This is a genomic window from Sulfurovum indicum (genome assembly GCF_014931715.1).
GTDB classification, from domain to species: domain Bacteria; phylum Campylobacterota; class Campylobacteria; order Campylobacterales; family Sulfurovaceae; genus Sulfurovum; species Sulfurovum indicum.
Genome location: NZ_CP063164.1, coordinates 864,005 through 884,117, shown reverse-complemented (window position 1 = coordinate 884,117; position 20,113 = coordinate 864,005). Strand labels below are relative to the sequence as shown.

Genomic DNA, 20,113 nt, shown 5'->3' with positions numbered 1-20,113 from the left:
GATTACGAAAACATAAAGGATCATCATGGTAACAGAACATCATAGAGCCGTTAACGATTTATTTCGTTACCGTCTCTTTCGTTTCATTTTTACGAATAAACAGTTCGTATTTGCTGTACGTATTACGGTGGCAGCACTCTTTTTTTATGCCATCTACCTCGGCTTCAGTGAACCCGGAAAGAAGAACACGTTTACACATGCACTCTTTTGGGGATTATTCTGGCCTTTTTTCATCGTAACAACCCTGCCGCTGTTTGGAAGGATCTTCTGCGGTATCTGTCCTCACGGTTTCCTAGGAAAATACATTACAAAGATCGGTCTGAAACATAAAATGCCAAAATGGCTGCAGAACCGCTTCATCGGTGTAGCACTTTTGGTTTTTGGATGGTGGGGTGTCTACTATATGTTCCCTTCTCTCTACCGTACACCTTACGGTTCGGCAATGCTCTTTGCCATCATGACACTCGTTGCCTTTGTTTTCTACTTTCTTTTCAGAGAGATGTCCTACTGTACCTACATCTGTCCTATCGGTACCGCACTGCGCGGATACGGCAAACTCTCTGCAACATGGTTCGGTTCTTACGATACTGCCTGTAGTGACTGTAAGACATTCGACTGTGCGAAAAGCTGTCCTTACGGATTGAGCCCTTTCAATTTCAAAAAAAAGAAAAGCATGTCAGACTGTACACTCTGTATGGATTGTACGGACAGTTGTGCCGCTCTCAAATTCAAAGTGCTTAAACCCGGTTATGCCATCTACCAGAAATTCAAGGTCATCAAAGCAGAAGTATGGGTCTTTATCCTGATCCTTGCCGCTATTCCTATAAGCATGGCATTTCACCATGGTCTGGGACGAAGTAATGTGGCAGATGAGATGCTCTGGGCAAAAACAGCAACCTTTGCCAAGCAGTACATCGATTTTGGCAGTATCGATGCTGTAGGTCTTTTTGCGTTTGTCTATGCTGTCATCTTTTCTGTTTTCTTTGCCGTTTTGGGGATGTTCCTTGCATCTGTCATCATGAAACAGAAGTTCAGCACAGTCTTTTACACCTTAGGGTACGCTTTCGCACCGTTATTCCTACTGGCATCCATGGCACATGCGTGGGAGTTCTTTCTCACAGGTAATAGTGCCCGTATCATCGAAGGATTTGCATGGGGTTTCGGTATGCAGGTCGATGTAGAACCGTTTGTAAAACATGGGAATAAATGGCTTGAGGTATTGCACCTCTTTAGATGGATCGCCGTAGTCTGGGCACTTTATATTTTGTATCATCGTATGCAATTTATCAATGCTGCCAAGGTTAGAAAAGTGCTTGCATATCCGTTCGCCGCACTGCTTATCTTCTTCTTTATCGCGGTTAATATCTATCGGGAATACATTCTGGATACCTACGGAAGAAAACCGCATCACTCACACAGTATACAACACAAGGTGAAGGCTGAAGACCTTCAACCCGCTACAAAACATCAATTTCATACCCGTTCAGGAGGGTAACGACAATTATACGATCTTTAGTATCTCTCTGAGGTCTTTTTTATCCACACAGTGTGTCGCCGCCTCTTTAAGTACAGGCTTGGCACAGAATGCTATACGGGTATCGGCATGGGCGAACATGCTTATATCGTTGGCACCGTCACCGACCACCAGGGTGTCTTTACGATCTACTCCCAAAAGTTTCTGTATACGTACGATCATATCACCTTTGGCATCTGAGTACATCATCTCGCCACCGACACGCCCGGTAAGAATACCGTTCTCATCATGCAGAAAATTTGAAAACTCTGCATCAACCCCCAATCTTTCACAAGCAGGCTGGGTGGCATTGCGGAAACCGCCGGAGAAGCAGACGACCGTATAGCCGCGTTCTTTAAGCCCTGCCACTGTTTCAAATGCTCCGGGCATCATAGGAAGGTCGGCACAGATGCTATCGACCCTGCTTTTCTCCAAGCCCTCCAGAAGGGCCACACGTGAGATCAGTGACTTAAAAAAGTCCAACTCACCTGTCATCGCGCGTTCAGTAATAGCAGCTACCTGCTCTTCAAGCCCCAAAGGTGCAGCCAGAAAGTCGATGGTTTCACCATCCATCAGTGTCGAATCAAAATCAAATACAGCCAACTTAGCCATTATAGATACCTCTATGCATAATTTTGGTAGAATTATAGCAATATTACTGAAAAAGTAAGCATTTTTACATATTGACAAACAATAAATCAACACGACCTGTCGTGTAGTCCTGCTGCTGAAGCGTGTCAATCTCCTCAACACAGTGAGGACCAACCCGGTATTAACGTAGCAACAATGGACCAAGTCCGTTTTGCGTCCAAATAAAAGAGAAAGAGTATAACTAATGTTCGAAACATTTTGCGACTTTTTATGCAATAAGACCAAAAAATTCATTACTGTAGAGATCAATCCCCCGCATGGTGCATCACTTGACGGAATCATAGAAGACATCAGAAAACACAACCTGCATGAAAAAGTCAGCGGCTTTTCCTGTACCGACAATCCTCTGGCAAAACTGAAAATGAGCGGTGTACTCTCAGCCATAAAAGTACAGCAGACTTTCGGTAAACCTGTTATCGCTACAATGAGTATGAGAGACAAGAACAAACTCTCTTTACAATCCACACTGCTTGGTGCCAACGATTTTGATCTTCGCTGCATCCTCGCTCTTACCGGTGACCCGGCAAAGCTCTCAGACCAGCCTGAGGTCAAAGGAGTACTCGAGCGTGATTCTACCCTGCTTTTGAGCATCATCTATCATCTTAACAACGGTGTAGACTACTCCAACAAACCGCTTAACCCTGCACCCAGACCGATCTACCCTTTTGCTGTAAGCAACTCCTATGCAAAAGATATGAAAAAACTGCAAAAGAGAATGCTTAAAAAACTGAATTACGGTGCAAGAGCCATCATTACCCAACCTGTTTATGATCTTGAGAATGCCAAAGAACTTCTGGCACTTTTTGAAGAGGCAAAAGAGATGAGTATCAGGGAGACTGCAAAAGAAGCACAGCTTGTTCTGGGACAGTTCCCCATCGTCCGTGCCAGGACAGCGAACTTTATCGATGACAAAGTACCGGGTATCTCCGTACCAAAAGGGATCATTGACGAGATGAATCTTGCAGCTATGGACGGGGAAGAGAAAGAGCAGGAAATAGGCTTTGCACTCTCTAAATCGATCTTTGACGAGATGATGAAACTGCATGGCAAAGTGCATCTGATGACGCATAACCGCTTTGATCTGTGTTCGGACCTAATAGGAGAATTAAGCACCTCTCATAATTAGTGTTGATAGAAGGGAAAAGACAGAATATGATTATCAAAACGACCGATCCTAAAGACTCAAAAGATAAACTCATTCAAGCAGGATATTCTGCTGAAAAACAAATGAGCTTCTACCTAAAAAGAGCTTTTGAAAATTCACAAAATGTATTAATCATCAACGATTTACGATTAGTTAATAATGACGATGTAGCACCGATTGATCATTTTGTTATACATGAATGTGGTTTTATTATCATAGAATCCAAGAGTGTGAGCACAAAAGTTAGTGTAAATAAATATGGAGAATGGAAACGTGTTTTTGCGAATGAGGAAAAAGGTATGCCCTCACCTATTCAGCAAGCAAAAAGACAAGCTCTATTTTTAAAGTCATATCTCAATAAATACGGTTTAAACCTTTTTAGAGACACACTGATAAGTAAGTTAATCAAACATACCTACGACGATTTATTTTTTGATGTATTGATCGCTATTTCTGATAATGGAATTATCGAACGTGACGACATAAATCTTCCTGAAGTGCATAAAGCCGATGCTATTCCTGACAAAATAAATGAGTTGATTTCACGACGTAAAAAAAATGTTATCACTGAAATAATTCCAAAGCACATTATTCTATATCACGGGACACAACAAAAAATTGCATACTTTTTAAAAGAACAACATACACTTAATAAGCCGCTTCAAGTATCAAAACAAAATAGTATATCTTTAGAAAACAATAGCATTAATGAAGATGCATTACACTATGATAAACTAAAACCACATACTTATAGATGCAAAAAATGTGACAATCAAAGTCTTGAAATACGATATGGCAAATATGGTTATTATTTTAAATGCCTAAACTGCGACAGCAATATGCCGATCAAACATACCTGCAATAAACCTTCATGCAAGCCAAGAACAAAAAAAAATAAAAATCATTTTTATAAAGTTTGTGAAAGTTGTGGAGTAAAAGAACTCTTTTTTGTCAATACAAACAGTAAGCAGTAAAAATAGCAGACATTTTTAGGCGCTTTTAGTGTTAAAAAGTAATGATTAAGTAGCTACAATATTCATTCCTTGTTTTACATCTCCAAACAGTATGGAACATATACACCAAGTGCCATGACTATTTTATAGCCTCTCTTCATTAAATAACCTCCCTACTCTACATTCACTGACCTAACAAATAACTTGCTTTCGATCTGATATAATGAAGATACGGAACGAGAAACAGTTTGTCGTATACACTTTCTCTCTGATCTACAAAAGCTTCATTCTCCGTTAATCTTCTTCTGCTATACTTTCGCATATCTAATTAGGAGAAAATATGTCTGAATTAAAAAAATTCCGTATTATTAATAAGATCGAAGGAATATCCTTCCTTGTTCTGCTTTTTATCGCCATGCCGCTAAAGTACAGTTTCGGTTACCCTGTTGCTACCAAGATCGTCGGTATGATCCATGGTCTGCTTGTCTTTGCCTTTATCTATCAGATAATTGAAGCCAAAAATGAGGAAGGCTTCTCATGGAAAGAGACAGCTTTCTACTTTGGTCTCTCACTGCTGCCGTTCGGATCATTCTATACAGATAAACTTCTGAAAACAAAATATGCTGTTTCCCTGCAAAAGGTAAAAGCGTAGGTTTGGCAGATGCCAACCTACGAAACTCCCCAGCAGTATCCCCCGATCACTACCAGATATCTCACTCCTTTTGCCAAAGCAACGATCAGTAAAAATTTTTTAAACCCATAACGCAGTACTCCGGCTATGAAAGTTAACGGATCACCTATTACAGGAACCCAGGAAAGCAGCAGCACCCAGCCGCCCTGCTTTTCAAACCTCTGATGTGCCTTCTCCATTTTAACAGAAGAGAGATATCCTTTTTTCTCAAGAAACCCCTCTCCTTTGAGACCAAGCCAATAGTTGACCACCGCTCCAAGTGTATTGCCCAGTGTTGCCACACTCCATAACAGCAGAACAGAGTAGCCCAGAGAGAGATCGTAAAGAAGAACTGCTTCACTGCCAAGCGGCAGCAGAGTAGCAGAAGCAAACGCAATGAAAAAAAGGGAAAGATAAATCATGCAGAGAGAGTATCTGCCTTTTTAAAAACGATATTGCCATTTTCAGCCATGGCAACTTCCTTCTGGCATGCCAAAGAAGGAAGAGAGACATACTTTCCAAATATCTTTGCCTGATGGAAATGCCCTTCTATCACCAGATCTTCATCTTCATAATGTTCAAGTATTGCATCAACTCTTTTTTCAAAGCCATGAAATGTACGACAGATCTTCTTTCGTGCCAGTTTTCCCATACGATGGTCAATGATCTTCTTTTCCCACGGCTTCAGAAGAGTCAGTGTGGTTTTGCTGCGCAGCAGTTTGCAATAGAGGTCATAACCAAATCCCGTTACATACTTGTCCCCGTGGGATATGGCCGCTACCTTGTTATCCAAAGTGAACCTGACAGGCTGTTCCTCCCTGCTGTAAACCGTCATATTCGGGAAAAGCGCTTGCAGACAAAAGTCGTGGTTGCCTTCAAAGTAGTGGATCTCAAGCTTTTTGGAAAGCTTTTGCAGCAGTGCAATAGCTTCAGAGGAGAAAGTCTGAATATAATCATTGTAGCCAAAGAGAAGATCAAAATTATCACCCATCAGAAAAAGCTGCGGTACCTCAAGTACACCTTCATCAAGCTTTTGAATCAGGGTTAAAAAATCATCTCCATGATGCGGATAGTGGGAATCGGCAACAAAGAGTGCTCCCTCTTTGATAACGACTCTGCACTCTTTATTCCTCATGCCTTACTCCTCACTTGATCACTTATGGGACATAGGCGATCACAGGAATTCCCATCCCCTCTTCATACCCACACATAAGATTGGCTGCTGCAAGAGCCTGAGAACTGGCACCGCGAAGCAGATTGTCTATGGCAGAACTGACAAAGAGGGCATTACCGTTCTTTGCCGCATATATATCACAAAAGTGCGTACCTGCCGTACTCTTTATATCCACAGGCTTGTCACGGATACGTATGAACGGATCGTTGGCATAGTGCTCTTTAAGCACCATCAGCGGGTCAATATCCGCCTTGAGTGTCGCATAGACAGAGACAAGTTCCCCGCGAGTGGCAGGAATAAGGTGCGGTACGAAATTGACATGCATCTTCACACCGTGTACCTTTTCAATCTTCTCGGAAATTTCGGGTGCATGGCGATGTTTAAGTGGATTGTAGGCGAAGATATTGTCATTGACCGTTACAAAATGGGTTGTTTCGCTCAATTTCTTCCCCGCTCCGCTTACACCCGATTTGGCATCAACAAAAAGCGGTGCCGAAGTATCCAGGTAGGGGATAAAGGGTAGGATACCCAGGAGTGTTGCCGTTGGGTAACAACCCGGGCCTGCTGCAAGATCAGTACCTTTAAGCTCTTCACGGTAATACTCTATCAGTGCGTAGACTGCTTCATCCAAATGCTCCTTGTCTTCATGTGGGCAATAGTTCTCTTCATATGTATCCAGTTGCAAACGATAGTCTGCCGAGAGATCGACTACCTTCAGCCCATTTTCCAACAGGCCTTTGGCAAAGCCCATAGAGGCTTTATGCGGCAGAGCAAGAAAGACCAGGTCACATGCATTGAGCACACCATTCACATCTGCTTTTTCCACAGGCATGGTTATGACACCCTCCAGTGACGGATGCAGTGACTCTATAAGCGTATCTCCCTGTGTGGTCGCCAGATAGGTCAATTCAAATCCCGGATGACTTGTCAGCATCTTGACCAGTTCCAGCCCTGTATATCCGCTGGCACCCACAACACCTACTTTTACCATTTCACCATTCCTTATATTTTATAATCACGGCATTACAAAGCAATGCATACCGACACTTTTCTCTCTTGACTATTCAGCCAGTTTGATCTCCTCATACAACACCTCTTCAATCTCATATACTTTTTTGCCGCTTGGAAGGTTCAGTTCTACTTCTTCACCCTCTTCTTTACCTATCAGAGCCCTTGCCATCGGTGAGTGGAATGAGATAAGTCCTTTTTCAGGATAGGACTCTACACCTCCCACGATAGTATACTTGACCTCCTCTCCGCTCTCCTGACAGGTCAAACATACTGTCGATCCGAAACTGACACGCTCATGGGCCAGAGTAGACGGATCTACCACCTGTGCACGTCCGATAAGGTCAGTCAGCTCGGCTATACGTGCTTCCATCAGTCCCTGCTTCTCTTTGGCTGCATGATACTCCGCATTCTCCTTGAGATCACCCAGCTCTCTGGCTTCATCGATCACCTTTGCGATCTTTCCTCTCTCATGGGTTTTAAGCTGCTCCAGCTCTTCTGAAAGCTTGACATAGGTCTCTTGTAACATCGGCTCTTTTTGCACGATCCATCCTTTTAAATAGTCTATTGGTTCACAATTGTTTGTATTATAGCAAAAAGGTTATAATAACACTTATTTTCACATACAGAGAAGAGACATTTATGAAAAAAATATTGATCACCAACGATGACGGCTATGAATCAGAAGGCCTGAAAGCACTCATTGAAGCACTCACACCGCTGGGAGAAGTCATTGTCGTTGCACCCAGTACGGAAAAATCCGCCTGCGGACATTCGCTTACCCTCACCCGTCCGCTGCACTTCATTCGACTTGAGGAAAACTTCTACAAGCTTGATGACGGTACTCCGTCTGACTGTATCTTTCTGGCACTCAACAAGCTCTTTAAAGAGCATAAACCCGACATTGTTATCTCCGGCATAAACATCGGTTCGAACATGGGGGAGGATATTACCTACTCCGGCACAGCATCGGCAGCCATGGAAGCAGTACTTCAGGGCATTCCGGGCATTGCAATATCCCAGGTTTATGCAGAGTCAGGCAAAAGTATCGAAGAGTTCGGCTACACTCTGGCACAAAAGAGTATTGCAGTACTGGTTCAAAAGATCTTTGCAGGCACTTTCCCGCTGCCGCCACGCAAATTCCTCAACATCAACATCCCTCCCATCCCAAAAGTACAGTGCAAAGGCTTCAAGGTCACCCGTGCAGGCAACAGGCTCTACGCACACAATGCAGAGGTGCACTACAACCCCCGCGGTAAAGAGTACTACTGGATAGGACTCCCCGAACTTGGCTGGATGGATACCAAGGGACATACTACAGACTTTGAAGCAGTCAATGACGGCTATGTCTCCATCACCCCCATCCAGCTTGATATGACAGCGCATAATGAGATACAAAACCTCCAAAAGTGGGTGGAACAATGAAACAAATATCCCATCAACAAAAGTATTGCACAGCAATGCTTACCGACACGATTCACTCTCATTGCGTTTTCGGAGAAGAACGATGAGATACGAACGCTGCAGAATGCTCTTTGGAGATGAAGACTTTGAAAAACTCCAAAAGGCAAAAATACTCATTCTCGGTGTAGGCGGTGTGGGCTCCTATGCCCTTGACTGCCTCTACCGCTCCGGAGTCAGTGACATTACCATTCTGGACTTCGATATCTATGATGAAACAAACCAGAACAGACAGATAGGCTCTGAAGCGGTAGGCATGGTAAAAGTTGACCGGCTCAAAGAAATCTATCCTTCTGTCAAGACAATTAACCAGCGCATGGATATGGCATGGGTGGAGACGTTTGACTTCGAGCCTTACGACATCATCATTGATGCAGCCGATACGACAAAAGTCAAGATCGAAGTAGCCAGGAAGTGCTACAAAAAACTCATTATGGCGCTTGGTTCGGCCAAACGTTACGATACCAGCAAGATCGAAGTGGCATCCATCTGGAAAACCCATGGGGATGCATTGGCAAGAAAGATACGCAACGAACTCAAAAAAGCGAAATTCGACAGAAACTTTACCGTGGTCTTCTCTCCTGAGGAGGCAAAGTGCACAGAGAAAGGCTCCTGTGTTGCTGTCACAGGTGCAGTTGGACTGACCGTCTGTTCGGAGGCGATCAAACGTATTATCAAATAGCCTCCGTCTACTCTATCTTATCGGTCAGCTCTTTATACTTCTGCTGTATCTGAATATTTTCAAACGGTACTATATCCGGTACCTGTATTTTACTTACTTCAAGGAACATCTCCTGACTCTCGGAGATCAGTGTATAGAGGTCGGCAGTGAGAGAGACTGTCTCATAAGTGTTTTTGGAGACTTTGAGGTTGGCCATAGCCACCTTTTGCGCTTCTATCATTTTATCTCTGGAGCGAATAAGATCTTCCCTGTAACGTTTGGCAACCTTCAATGTCCACTCCTGTGCCTCTATATTATGTGCATATACAGAAATACGTTTGTCATCCTCTTCATTGGCTTTAAGACGCTTGGTCTGGCTGATCATCTCCTGCGCTTCAAGGATAACCCTGTTTATCTTTGGAAGATAAATACTGTTTGTCTTGTCAATATACTTTTGCTGGATGTAGACGACAAGCTCCAAAAGTACTTGATGCATACCGTAATACTTTTTGGCCTGCCTGAGCTCTTCATTGCTCTCACGCATCAGATAGAGTATCTGCTGTGTAATATTTTTGAGTGTATCCATCACCAATGAGATCTGTATGATATCATCACCATCTACTCTGGTAAGCAGGACATCGATCTGTCCGATACTCAACTCTACACCGATATCTGCAAAACTTTGACGGAGACTCTCTTTGATAATGCGCATCTCATTTTCAAGGATCTTGTTCTCATTTTTTATATCCCTGATCTTTTCATCATACTCCTCTTTAGTCGTATAGAGCTTGCTGGAATCAGGTGCACCGATCTTTTTCTCACGGTAGGTCAGGATCTTCGCTTTGTTCTCATCTATCTCTTTACGAAACTTTTGCATCTGGCTTTTATATACTGTCAAGTCCCCGCCTACCAGCCCTTCTATGATCTTATCAAACAGTCGGTCAATATCTTCCTGAATTTCCTCTTTATCCCTGCCGATCCAGCTTGAATCAGGTGCGGTTTTAAGTTCATCAATATAGTGGATCCCCTCTTGAAGTTCATCAACCACATTATCCCATGCTTTTTCCAGTCTTTCTTTTCTTAACTCTTCATGGCTCAACGGTTTTGTTTCAAGGGTATCTTTATATATCTGTATGGTCTTTTCACGGGTTTCATCATAGAGTTCTGTACTCTTTTTAAAGATATCTGCAGTCCAATCTGCATGAAGGCAAGAAAGCAGCAACAGGCTGACAGGTAAATACTTCATGACTCTCCTTTGATGATTCACTTGGAGGTATTATACACGAGAAAGTCAAACCGAAGTTAATGAGTGATAGTGTAGAGTGATAGTGGTGTGAAGGGGTGGTATGGCGGAAAGCAGCCCGCCGTAGATTAGGCGCGCTGCTTCAAATGTCTATTACGTGCGGCAAGCAGGGTCAGGACAAAAAGCCCTGCGATCGCATAGTAGACCCACATCGGTATCGGAACAGGATCACCTGCTGCATAGGAATGGAGCCCTGAGAGGTAGTAGTTGACCCCAAAATAGGTCATCAGGACTGTTGAATATGCCCATGTCGCTGCAACATTGTAAATGAACACATTGTTGAGTTTTGGAATAAAACGCATATGGATTACTGCTGCATAAATGAGAATGGTCACCGCAGCCCAGGTCTCTTTTGAATCCCAGCCCCAGTAACGACCCCAGCTCTCATTTGCCCAGACACCGCCCAGGAAGTTCCCTACGGTAAGGAGCATCAGGCCAATGATCAGTGCCATCTCCGAAAGATTTGTCAACTCCTTGATGGAACGGTCGATATTTCCTGTTCGACTCTTGCCACGGATAATGAACAGGATCAGTACCATAAGGGAGAGGATGGATCCAAGTCCGAGGAAACCGTCCCCGGAGATAATAGTTGCCACATGGATCATCAGCCAGTATGATTTGAGTACCGGTACGAGATTGGTGATCTCAGGGTTGATAAAGCTCATATGTGCAACCCCCATCGTCACACCGGCCAATATAGCCGTACCAGCCAGTGCAAACGGTGATCTTCGCGCCAGAATAATACCGGCCAATACTGTTGAAGCAGCAATGAAGACAATAGATTCATAGGCATTCGACCATGGCGCATGCCCGGCAATATACCATCGGATCCCCAGTCCTGCAACATGCAGAGTAAATCCTATAATCAGCGTCGCCCAGGCAAAACGCATGATCCATTTCATGCTGAAGTTCGGTTTAAGTACATGAACAAAGGCAAACACAAGCAGTATTACACCAAGAAGAAGATAGAGCGGTACCAGTTTTCCAAAGAGTCCCAGTTTGTTATACCATATCTCCATTTTAATATGTCTGGCACTTGGCATCACTTCCGAACCATACTTTTTCTGATAGACTTTGATCGCTTTGAGACTAAGATCTGCATTCTCCCATTTCCCTGTCTTCAGTCCCTGTGCTACAGATGCAAAATAGGCAGAGATCGTAAGCTGTACCTCTTTGATCTGTTCCGGCGGGAAGGTCTTGAGTGCATCCATTGGAGCAACCCACTTGTTATTCTCATCATTTGGCTTTGGATAGATACGCATAAGTGTTCCCTGATAGGCCATATAGGAGACATTAAGGCGTTCATCCGCTTTGATAAGTTCTTTGTCGTACTGTGACTTCTCCAGCGGTTTTTTACGGCTGGCTTTGGTAACGGCATCATAAAGTTTGTAACTGTTGTCTGTTTTACTGAAGAAATCTGTAAACCTTGCATACTTTGTATCTTCGGGCAGTCCAAGGTCAAGCGCGATCTTCTTATGCCCGATCTTGATCATCGGCACATTCTGATAGATCTCAGGCTGCATAATCATTCCAAGGAACATCTGTGTCGGTTCGATCCCAAAAAATGAGGATTTTCCTGTAATCTTTGCTATCACTTCATGTGCGACCGTATCCATAGGCTTCATACGTCCCTGGTGATCCTGGACAGCCAAAGTAGCAAAGTGTTTTGCATGCTCAGCATCATAAGCCTGCATGGCTTTGAGCATCTGCGGGTCCACTTGAGGCGCAGCCGCATGGCTTACCTGAGGTGAGAGAGCCAACATTACTGTAAATAAAACAGCAACTGCACCATGCTGAAGTTTGCGTGCCCCTTTAAGCAGCATTTGGAAACGTCCGTTTGGAATGAAAAGACTCCAGAGCATTCCCAGACCAAGCAGGAAATAGGCAATATAGGTCGGAAGTGTTCCCGGATCATGGTTGACCGAGAGTACTGTTCCTTTCTCATCCGGATCGTAAGAGGACTGGAAGAAACGGTAGTTTCGATGATCAAGAACATGGTTCATATAGATATGGTACGGCATTTCAAGGTTCTGCTCTTTATCTATAAGCACCACTCTGCTTGAATAGGATGCAGGAGTCATAGATCCCGGATAACGCTCCAACTCGAAATCAACCAATTTGATGGAAAACGGCAACTCTATCAGTTTGGCACCGATACGCATTTGGATATCAACACCATCGAGTGAAAACTGTTTCAAGTCACCCGCCTGTCCTTTATAGGATTTAAAGACCACCTCTTTACTTTTGTCACCTACACTGACTCTGAGCTTGATATACTCAGGTTGACCTGACTTCGTTTTCAGTGAATGCGAGACTGTTTTCAAAGCTGCTTTCCTGTGAACTGCCTTGAGTACAACAGCATTATTCCCAAAACGGTAGAGCATACGGCGTGTAAGGGTGTTATCTCCCGGCTTAAGCTCGTCAGAAGATTTGGTCTCCATATTGAGTGTTTTCAGGATGAACGGGAAGTGAACCTTAAGATCATCCGCTTCTCCTGTTACTTTGAAGGTTGGTTTGTCCGTAGGTATATTCTCCACACCATATGAGATATAGAATGCACCAAAATCCTTGATGCTTCCTTTTTTAAAATAGTGTATCTCTCCTCTTCCCCCTGCCGAGACCTTCATCTCAAGAAGAGTACCTCCATTTGGGTCGGCCACTACCTCTTCATCAGCCGTAGGAAGATACTGTTCAAGTGTTATTCTCACCTCTTTGTCTCCCACTTTGAGACGCTCTGAGAGATGATTTTCAGTCATTGTGGAGAAGTAGAGCTCTTTCTCGAGTGAAGCATTCTCCTCCTTGGTCTTGGCAAAAACCTCCAGCATCTTGACATCGGAGACCATCTTGTTGCTTGTCTGCCCCTCTCTGATATGCATAATACCTTCATACCCGGCATAGCGTGTGATCAATGCACCCATAGCAATAAGGATAAAAGAGAAGTGGAACAAAAAGACGGGAAATTTCGTTTTGTAACTCTTGTATTTAATCATCTGATAGGTCAATATGGCAATGAAGTAAGCAAGAAACACCTCAAACCATTTAGCTTTGTATATCAGCGCGCGTGCAGTCTGTGTACCGTAATCGTTCTCAATGAAAGTAGCAACACCTGCTATGACACCAAACAGAAACAGCATCAGTACTGCCATTTTCATCGATAATATCTTCTTTAACATCGTTATCGTCCCTTTAAGACCGTATATACAGCCGTGATAAGTGGCGATTATAACCGATGTTTGCTAACGGTATGTTAATTGGGACAAATTTTATCCTTCAATTATTATCAGGATGATCTGGCCCGAACAGGCAGGCTGTACGGGTACACTTCCCTACTTCAGCTCTCCCCAGCTCTCTCCGATACTGACTGAACACTCCAGCGGTACATTGAGTTCATAGACATTCTCCATAATGTGCACAAAACGCCTGCTGATCTCTTCTACCTTTTCTTTTTTGATCTCAAAGATCAGTTCATCATGAATTTGAAGCAGCATAAAGGCATCGAGCTTCTCATCCTGTATCATACTGTCTATCTGGTTCATCGAGAGTTTGATCAGGTCGGCTGCGGAGCCCTGAAAAACAGTATTGACCGATTCACGCATAAAAGCAGCTTTTTGCATACCATTGGCATTTTCATAGTCAAAGAGCCTTCTCCGTCCCAGAATGGTCTCGACATAACCATCTGCCTTGACACGCTCCTGTATACCTTCAAGAAAACTCTTGACAGTCGGAAAGGAGGCAAAGTAGTTTGTAATGATCTCTTTGGCTTCTGCCTGGGATATACCAAGTTCACCAGAAAGCTTTTTAGGTCCCATCCCGTAAAGCAGTCCGAAGTTGACCGATTTGGCAAAGTTACGTTTTGCTTTGGCTTCCTCCTCTCCAAAAAGTTTGACCGCTGTTGCCATGTGGATATCCACACCGGTCCTAAAAGCTTCCAGCAGTGCCGCATCCCGGGAGAAATGGGCAAGCAGACGCAGTTCGATCTGAGAGTAGTCGATACTCACCAGCCTGTACCCCTCTTTGGCAACAAAGGCAGATCTTACTTCTCTTCCAAGCTCTGAACGCACAGGTATGTTCTGAAGATTTGGATCTTTGGAACTGAGTCTTCCTGTTGCTGTTCCCGTTTGCAGGAACGAAGTATAGATACGGCTCTTTTCATCCTTTTTCGCCAGTTTGAGCAGCGGTTCCACATAGGTGGAGAGCATCTTCTGATATTCACGGTATGCAAGGATCTTGGCAATGATCGGGTGTTCTCCCTTGAGTGACTGCAGAACCGCTTCATTGGTACTGTAGCCGGTCTTTGTTTTTTTACCGCCTTTGAGTCCAAGCTGCTGAAAGAGGACGACACCCAGCTGCTGTGTTGATCGGATGTTAAACTCTGTTCCTGCAAGTGCATAGATCTCTTCTGTCAAAGCGGCCAAAGCTTCACTCAACTGCTTTTGAAGCATATGCAGCCTGTTCTGATCGACCTTGATACCCAGTTGTTCCATACGGATAAGTACATTGATGAAAGGGTACTCCACATTTTGTGCCTCCTTCAGCAGATGCGTCAGTGAACCCAGCTCCATCTTCTTCTTGACAACACCATAAAGCAGATAGGTCATCCATGCATCTTCTGCAGCATAGAATGTCGCTTCAGGAATAGCAACTGCAGAAAAATCCTCCCCTTTCTTTACCATCTCCTTGAAAGGTTTCATCTCATATTTGAAGAATTTCTGTGCCAATGCATCAAGCCCCACCTTGCTTCCCGGATCACTCAGCCATGCCATAATCATCGTATCTGCATAGGGGACTACCTCATCCAGACCGTACCGGTTATAGAGTAATGAGAGGTCGAACTTAAGGTTCTGTCCGATCACTTTGCATTGCATCAGCTTCTTTATCGCAGCTACAGCATCGGTCTCACTTACCTGATCTTCCACACCAAGATAGTTATGCCCGACAGGAACATAGTAGGCTTTATCAGCGGAGGTACAGAAACTGAAACCGACCATTCCTGCTTTTTTGGTATCCAAACCGGTCGTTTCCGTATCGAATGCCACCATTGTCTCTTTGTCAAATGTTCCTATGACACTCTCAAGTTTCTCCCTGGTATCGAGTGTCACTGCTTCAAAAGCAAGTGTCGGTTTTTTAGGTTGCGTCACCGGTTTGACAGCCTTGTCTCCTCCCTCACCATTCTCTCCGTTTTTGGCTTTCTGCAGTGCCCGCTTCATTTCATATTTTTCAAATTCATCCGCAAGACAGCTGAGATAGTTCTTGTCTTCAAAAATAAACTGGCTCAGATCGAGGTCAGTATATACATCATCACGCATACGCACCAGTTCACGTGAAAGGAAAGCGCTCTCTTTACCCTCAAGCAGAAGTTTCTGTATACGCGGTGTACCGGCTTTTTCTATGTTGGCATAGATATTCTCCAGGGTGTGGAACATATTGATCAGCTTTGCCGCACCTTTGACTCCGATACCTTTGACACCCGGCACATTATCGGAACTGTCTCCTACAATCGCCTGGAAGTCTACAAAATCTTCCGGGCGTACGCCGAATTTCTCAATACATGCCGCTTCATCCACCTCCTTGCGTTTGATTGAATCATACATCACTACGCGGGCATCATCTATAAGCTGGTAAAGATCCTTGTCGTGCGAGACAATACGTACTTTCAGGTCCTGCTCTCTGGCGAACTTCGTCACTGTAGTGATCACATCATCCGCTTCGAACCCTTCTTTGGAAAGGTTGGCAAAACCCATCTGCTCGATCCACCTGATCGCGACTGGTAACTGTTTTGTAAGATCTTCAGGAGGTGCTTCCCGATTTGCTTTGTACTCCGGATAGATCTCATTCCTGAAAGTCGGACCTTTGCTGTCAAGGGCAAAGACAAGATAGTCAGTAGCATGATCCCGGTGAAGCGTATCTACAAGATTGACAAACCCTGTCAATAAACCGGTAGGAAACCCCTCTGAGTTGCGCAGAGGCGGTAGTGCAAAATATGATCTGAAGAAAAAACCGAATGTATCTATAATTGTAATTGTTTTCAAATGTTAAACCTGATTTTTTATTTATTTTAACCTATTATACGTTAGAGATCACCAGCTTCAGAGAGCTCAAAGCTCAATTTACTCAGTATTAAGTTTGAGTATATTATCATTAACTATTCGCATAAGCTCCACATCTATTAAAAATATTAATTTAGAATATTAACTATGTATTAATTGATATGGTATATGCCAGCAAATCCGGGGGGGGGATAATCATCATGGATCCAATTGAAGAAGTAGGCAAAGAGATCGATTACGGTAAAGTCGTTCAACGGAAGAAGAAAGCGAAAAGGACGATCAGTCATGTAAGTTATACCCAACAGCAGGTTGACCTGAAAAAGACCCCGATCCTCTTTTTCCCGGAGGGGAAAGAGGTACTTTTTTTGGGGATCTATTTTGTAACACTTCCCTATATTACAGGGTTGCTTTTCCTCTTCTTCTATATTTCAGAAGGCAAGGCAGCTGTATTCGGCTCCCTCACTGTCGGTTCAGATGCGAACTTATTTCTTGTGTGGATGATCGGCTATGAGATACTTGCGGCAGTCATACTGCTTTGGATCATCAAGAGTGCCATTGTCTTCACCCTGTACAATACTAAAACGCCACAGAAGAACCGGCACAGAAGAACCTACAGATTCTAAGATAAAGCACTATTTCTCTGCCAGCTCTTTTGCCAGATACTCTCCGGTATAGGATCCTGTCTTTTTATAGTTCGCAGCCACTTCCTCCGGTGATCCCGTAGCGATGATCAATCCTCCCTTATTCCCTCCTTCAGGACCCATATCAATAATATAGTCGGCATTCTTGATCATATCAAGGTTGTGTTCGATGACCACTACCGAATTGCCAAGTTCAACAAGATTGTGTAAAACACCCGTCAGTCTGTCCACATCGGCAAAATGCAGTCCTGTTGTAGGCTCATCAAGAATATAGAGTGTGTTCCCCGTATCTTTACGGCTGAGCTCCTTGCTGAGTTTGATACGCTGCGCTTCACCGCCGGAAAGTGTCGTTGCATTCTGTCCCAGCGTAATGTAGTCAAGTCCTACAGCAGTCAATGTCTTGAGCCTGGAAGCGATAGCAGGGATCGCCTTGAAGAACTCAAGTGCCTCTCCTACACTCATTGCCAATACATCAGCGATAGATTTCCCCTTATAGAGCACTTCCAGTGTCTGGGCATTGTATCTGGTCCCGTTACAGGCGTCACACTTGACCAGTACATCGGGGAGAAAATGCATCTCGATCTTGATTTGGCCATCTCCCTGACACTTCTCACAACGGCCGCCTTTGACGTTAAAGGAGAAGCGTCCTATCTTGTAACCACGGAGTTCCGCCTCTTTTGTCTGTGAGAAAAGCTTTCGTATCTCATCCATGATCCCCGTATATGTTGCCGGGTTGGATCGCGGTGTACGGCCGATAGGACTCTGGTCAAGGTAGATCACCTTGTCAAGCTTCTCCAGTCCGTTGATCTCTACACCATCAACCTTGTTGACCTTTTTGGCATGGTTAAGCAGTTCTCTTGCCACCGGCAGCAAAGTCTGCAAGATCAAAGAACTTTTTCCGCTTCCGCTTACACCGGTAATACAGACAAAGTTGTGTAACGGTATCTTTGCATCAAGGTTTTGAATATTGTTGAGTGTTACATTCCTGATCTCTATCCACTCCTCCTGAGGCTTGTCATGCGAATATGCAATCTCTTTTTTACCAAAAAGATATTCTGCCGTCAAAGTCTTAGCTTTTGCAAGCTTTTTCACATCACCGGCAAAGACGATCTCTCCCCCGTAATCACCCGCACCGGGCCCAATATCGACAATATAGTCTGCCGCAAGGATCGTCTCTTTGTCATGTTCTACCACAATCACCGTATTGCCTTTGTCTCTCAATGAGTTGAGTGTACGTATCAGTTTCATCGTATCACGCTCATGCAGACCGATACTCGGTTCATCAAGTACATACATGACCCCTGTCAGACCCGAACCGATCTGGGAAGCGATACGGATACGCTGTGCTTCCCCGCCGGAGATGGTTCTTGCATCACGGCTGAGCGTTATATAGCCAAGTCCTACATCATAGAGGAAGAAAAGCCGCTCATGGATCTCCTTGAGGATTGATTCTGCAATCTGCTTCTGCTGCGGGGTCAAATGGGAAAAATTCTTTTCATCGGCAAAATAGGCATAAGAGATTTCAATAGGCATATCGATAATATCGGCTATATTTTTCCCTTCAATCTTTACTGCAAGAGAACGCGGACGCAGACGGTGGCCGTGACACTTGTCGCACACCTTCTCGGTCATGTACTCGCTCATATCCTTCTCATCTTTGAACATATCGTGTGCAAACTTTACGACTCCGGGCCATTCACGTTTGAGTTTATGTCGTTTCCAGGTAAAATCAGTGACACTTCCGTTACCGTAAAGAACCGCCTTTTGCTGATGGGTCTCCAACTCTCCGTACGGTACGGTAATATCGATACCGTTTTGTTCGCAGAAAGCATTGAGAAACTTGGTGTAGTAGCTTTTGTTAAAGCCGTACATGATCTTCACCGCTCCCTTTTCAATGCTCAGCTCCGGATCGATCACTTTTTTAAGGTCAATGGCATATCTGATCCCCAACCCGTCACAGGCTGGACAGGCTCCTTTGGGCGAGTTGAAAGAGAAACTCACCGGTTCAAGCGGTTCAAAAGAGAGCTTACAGTCAAAACAGGCCAGGTGCTCAGAGTAATGATACTCTTTTCTGTCCAGTTCCAGCTCTTCATGATTGAGTACTTCGATCTCCATCTCACCGTAACTCTCTTTAAGTGCCTTCTCCACATCCTGTCCGATACGGTCCCTGCTCTCTTCTTTGACCACTACACGGTCAATGACCACTTTGATCGTATGCTTCTTGGTCTTGCTCAGTTCTATCTCATCATCAAGCCTTACCATCACTCCGTCGATCATTGCACGCACATATCCTTTATGGCGCAATGACTCCAGCATATCGGCAAAGGTACCCTTCTTCTCTTTGACAAGCGGTGCCATAATGATAAGTTTTGCCCCATTAGGCAGCTTGAGTACCTCCTCAATAATATCTGAAGCAGACATTGAGGAGATCGGTTTACCGCACTCATGGCAGTGCTGTTTTCCTACACGGGCAAAAAGAAGCCTCAGATAGTCATAAATCTCAGTGATCGTTCCCACAGTCGAACGCGGGTTCTTTGAAGTGGTCTTCTGATCGATAGCGATCGCCGGGGTCAATCCCTCTATTTTGTCAACATCAGGTTTGCCTACACGCCCGAGAAACTGACGTGCATAACTTGAGAGCGATTCGATGTAACGTCTCTGACCCTCTGCATAGAGTGTAGAGAACGCCAGTGTCGACTTACCGGACCCCGAAATACCGGTAATGACCACCAGCTCATTTTTAGGGATCTCAATATTGATATTTTTGAGGTTGTTCTCTTTTGCCCCGTAAACCCGTATCATCTCTTTTTGTTTTTTCAATGGTTTTCCTGTATCTGTGCTCTCTGCCATAGCTGGCAGCACGAAAATTAATCTGGAATTATAGCAT

General features: G+C 44.2%; 16 protein-coding genes. 7 read left to right on the top strand and 9 right to left on the bottom strand.

Annotation, left to right across the window (positions count from 1 at the left end):
* Window positions 1-25: 25 nt before the first annotated feature.
* Window positions 26-1,495, top strand: coding sequence for a 4Fe-4S binding protein (locus tag IMZ28_RS04475; protein WP_197549550.1), 1,470 nt, complete (start codon window positions 26-28; stop codon window positions 1,493-1,495).
* Between the two features lie 6 nt (window positions 1,496-1,501).
* Here IMZ28_RS04475 and serB read toward each other — a convergent pair whose 3' ends face one another.
* A complete protein-coding gene (gene serB / locus IMZ28_RS04470; RefSeq protein WP_197549549.1) occupies window positions 1,502-2,125 on the bottom strand; it encodes a phosphoserine phosphatase SerB in 624 nt (207 codons plus the stop codon).
* A gap of 223 nt (window positions 2,126-2,348) precedes the next feature.
* Between serB and IMZ28_RS04465 the strand changes: the two genes are divergently transcribed.
* From IMZ28_RS04465 to IMZ28_RS04455, 3 genes are all read left to right on the top strand, one after another.
* Window positions 2,349-3,290 carry a methylenetetrahydrofolate reductase gene (locus tag IMZ28_RS04465; protein WP_197549548.1) on the top strand — a complete coding sequence of 314 codons (942 nt, stop codon included), beginning with the start codon at window positions 2,349-2,351 and terminating at the stop codon, window positions 3,288-3,290.
* A gap of 26 nt (window positions 3,291-3,316) precedes the next feature.
* Entirely contained in the window at window positions 3,317-4,282 is a 966-nt protein-coding gene (locus IMZ28_RS04460) for a nuclease-related domain-containing protein (RefSeq protein WP_197549547.1), read from the top strand.
* Window positions 4,283-4,601: 319 nt separating this feature from the next.
* Window positions 4,602-4,913, top strand: a complete 312-nt coding sequence (locus tag IMZ28_RS04455; RefSeq protein ID WP_197549546.1) for a DUF3817 domain-containing protein — start codon at window positions 4,602-4,604, stop codon at window positions 4,911-4,913.
* 17 nt (window positions 4,914-4,930) lie between these two features.
* On the opposite strand, the gene IMZ28_RS04450 is transcribed toward IMZ28_RS04455, so the two are convergent.
* The 4 genes from IMZ28_RS04450 to greA form a co-directional block, all read right to left on the bottom strand.
* Complete coding sequence (locus IMZ28_RS04450) at window positions 4,931-5,353, bottom strand: YqaA family protein (protein ID WP_197549545.1); 423 nt, start codon at window positions 5,351-5,353, stop codon at window positions 4,931-4,933.
* Complete coding sequence (locus IMZ28_RS04445) at window positions 5,350-6,066, bottom strand: UDP-2,3-diacylglucosamine diphosphatase (RefSeq protein ID WP_197549544.1); 717 nt, start codon at window positions 6,064-6,066, stop codon at window positions 5,350-5,352. The genes IMZ28_RS04450 and IMZ28_RS04445 overlap by 4 nt, the downstream gene beginning before the upstream one ends.
* Before the next feature lie 22 nt (window positions 6,067-6,088).
* Window positions 6,089-7,096, bottom strand: coding sequence for an N-acetyl-gamma-glutamyl-phosphate reductase (gene argC / locus IMZ28_RS04440; protein ID WP_197549543.1), 1,008 nt, complete (start codon window positions 7,094-7,096; stop codon window positions 6,089-6,091).
* A gap of 69 nt (window positions 7,097-7,165) precedes the next feature.
* The gene (greA, locus tag IMZ28_RS04435; RefSeq protein WP_197549542.1) at window positions 7,166-7,657 is read right to left on the bottom strand and encodes a transcription elongation factor GreA; all 492 of its coding nucleotides are present in this window, start codon (window positions 7,655-7,657) and stop codon (window positions 7,166-7,168) included.
* 98 nt (window positions 7,658-7,755) lie between these two features.
* On the opposite strand from greA, the gene surE reads away from it, so the two are divergent.
* The gene (gene surE / locus IMZ28_RS04430; RefSeq protein ID WP_197549541.1) at window positions 7,756-8,538 is read left to right on the top strand and encodes a 5'/3'-nucleotidase SurE; all 783 of its coding nucleotides are present in this window, start codon (window positions 7,756-7,758) and stop codon (window positions 8,536-8,538) included.
* 82 nt (window positions 8,539-8,620) lie between these two features.
* Window positions 8,621-9,256 carry a tRNA threonylcarbamoyladenosine dehydratase gene (locus IMZ28_RS04425; protein WP_197549791.1) on the top strand — a complete coding sequence of 212 codons (636 nt, stop codon included), beginning with the start codon at window positions 8,621-8,623 and terminating at the stop codon, window positions 9,254-9,256.
* A 7-nt stretch (window positions 9,257-9,263) separates the two neighbouring features.
* Here the strand turns inward: IMZ28_RS04425 and IMZ28_RS04420 are convergent, their stop codons facing one another.
* From IMZ28_RS04420 to polA, 3 genes are all read right to left on the bottom strand, one after another.
* Window positions 9,264-10,481: a hypothetical protein gene (locus IMZ28_RS04420; protein ID WP_197549540.1), complete on the bottom strand. Its 1,218-nt coding sequence runs from the start codon at window positions 10,479-10,481 to the stop codon at window positions 9,264-9,266.
* 125 nt (window positions 10,482-10,606) lie between these two features.
* Window positions 10,607-13,711: a cytochrome c biogenesis protein CcsA gene (ccsA, locus tag IMZ28_RS04415; RefSeq protein WP_197549539.1), complete on the bottom strand. Its 3,105-nt coding sequence runs from the start codon at window positions 13,709-13,711 to the stop codon at window positions 10,607-10,609.
* Window positions 13,712-13,864: 153 nt separating this feature from the next.
* Complete coding sequence (gene polA, locus IMZ28_RS04410) at window positions 13,865-16,567, bottom strand: DNA polymerase I (protein ID WP_197549538.1); 2,703 nt, start codon at window positions 16,565-16,567, stop codon at window positions 13,865-13,867.
* A gap of 218 nt (window positions 16,568-16,785) precedes the next feature.
* Between polA and IMZ28_RS04405 the strand changes: the two genes are divergently transcribed.
* Complete coding sequence (locus tag IMZ28_RS04405; protein ID WP_197549537.1) at window positions 16,786-17,208, top strand: hypothetical protein; 423 nt, start codon at window positions 16,786-16,788, stop codon at window positions 17,206-17,208.
* Between the two features lie 9 nt (window positions 17,209-17,217).
* Here the strand turns inward: IMZ28_RS04405 and uvrA are convergent, their stop codons facing one another.
* Window positions 17,218-20,076, bottom strand: a complete 2,859-nt coding sequence (uvrA, locus tag IMZ28_RS04400) for an excinuclease ABC subunit UvrA (protein WP_197549536.1) — start codon at window positions 20,074-20,076, stop codon at window positions 17,218-17,220.
* Window positions 20,077-20,113: the final 37 nt, after the last annotated feature.

What these genes read in the sequence shown, in the direction of transcription:
- surE (WP_197549541.1), top strand. Translation starts at nt 7,756, where the DNA reads ATGAAAAAAATATTGATCACCAACGATGACGGCTATGAATCAGAAGGC.
- argC (WP_197549543.1), bottom strand. Translation starts at nt 7,096, where the DNA reads ATGGTAAAAGTAGGTGTTGTGGGTGCCAGCGGATATACAGGGCTGGAA.
- IMZ28_RS04450 (WP_197549545.1), bottom strand. Translation starts at nt 5,353, where the DNA reads ATGATTTATCTTTCCCTTTTTTTCATTGCGTTTGCTTCTGCTACTCTG.
- IMZ28_RS04420 (WP_197549540.1), bottom strand. Translation starts at nt 10,481, where the DNA reads ATGAAGTATTTACCTGTCAGCCTGTTGCTGCTTTCTTGCCTTCATGCA.
- uvrA (WP_197549536.1), bottom strand. Translation starts at nt 20,076, where the DNA reads ATGGCAGAGAGCACAGATACAGGAAAACCATTGAAAAAACAAAAAGAG.
- IMZ28_RS04455 (WP_197549546.1), top strand. Translation starts at nt 4,602, where the DNA reads ATGTCTGAATTAAAAAAATTCCGTATTATTAATAAGATCGAAGGAATA.
- IMZ28_RS04460 (WP_197549547.1), top strand. Translation starts at nt 3,317, where the DNA reads ATGATTATCAAAACGACCGATCCTAAAGACTCAAAAGATAAACTCATT.
- ccsA (WP_197549539.1), bottom strand. Translation starts at nt 13,711, where the DNA reads ATGTTAAAGAAGATATTATCGATGAAAATGGCAGTACTGATGCTGTTT.
- IMZ28_RS04425 (WP_197549791.1), top strand. Translation starts at nt 8,621, where the DNA reads ATGAGATACGAACGCTGCAGAATGCTCTTTGGAGATGAAGACTTTGAA.
- IMZ28_RS04465 (WP_197549548.1), top strand. Translation starts at nt 2,349, where the DNA reads ATGTTCGAAACATTTTGCGACTTTTTATGCAATAAGACCAAAAAATTC.
- serB (WP_197549549.1), bottom strand. Translation starts at nt 2,125, where the DNA reads ATGGCTAAGTTGGCTGTATTTGATTTTGATTCGACACTGATGGATGGT.
- IMZ28_RS04475 (WP_197549550.1), top strand. Translation starts at nt 26, where the DNA reads ATGGTAACAGAACATCATAGAGCCGTTAACGATTTATTTCGTTACCGT.
- IMZ28_RS04405 (WP_197549537.1), top strand. Translation starts at nt 16,786, where the DNA reads ATGGATCCAATTGAAGAAGTAGGCAAAGAGATCGATTACGGTAAAGTC.
- IMZ28_RS04445 (WP_197549544.1), bottom strand. Translation starts at nt 6,066, where the DNA reads ATGAGGAATAAAGAGTGCAGAGTCGTTATCAAAGAGGGAGCACTCTTT.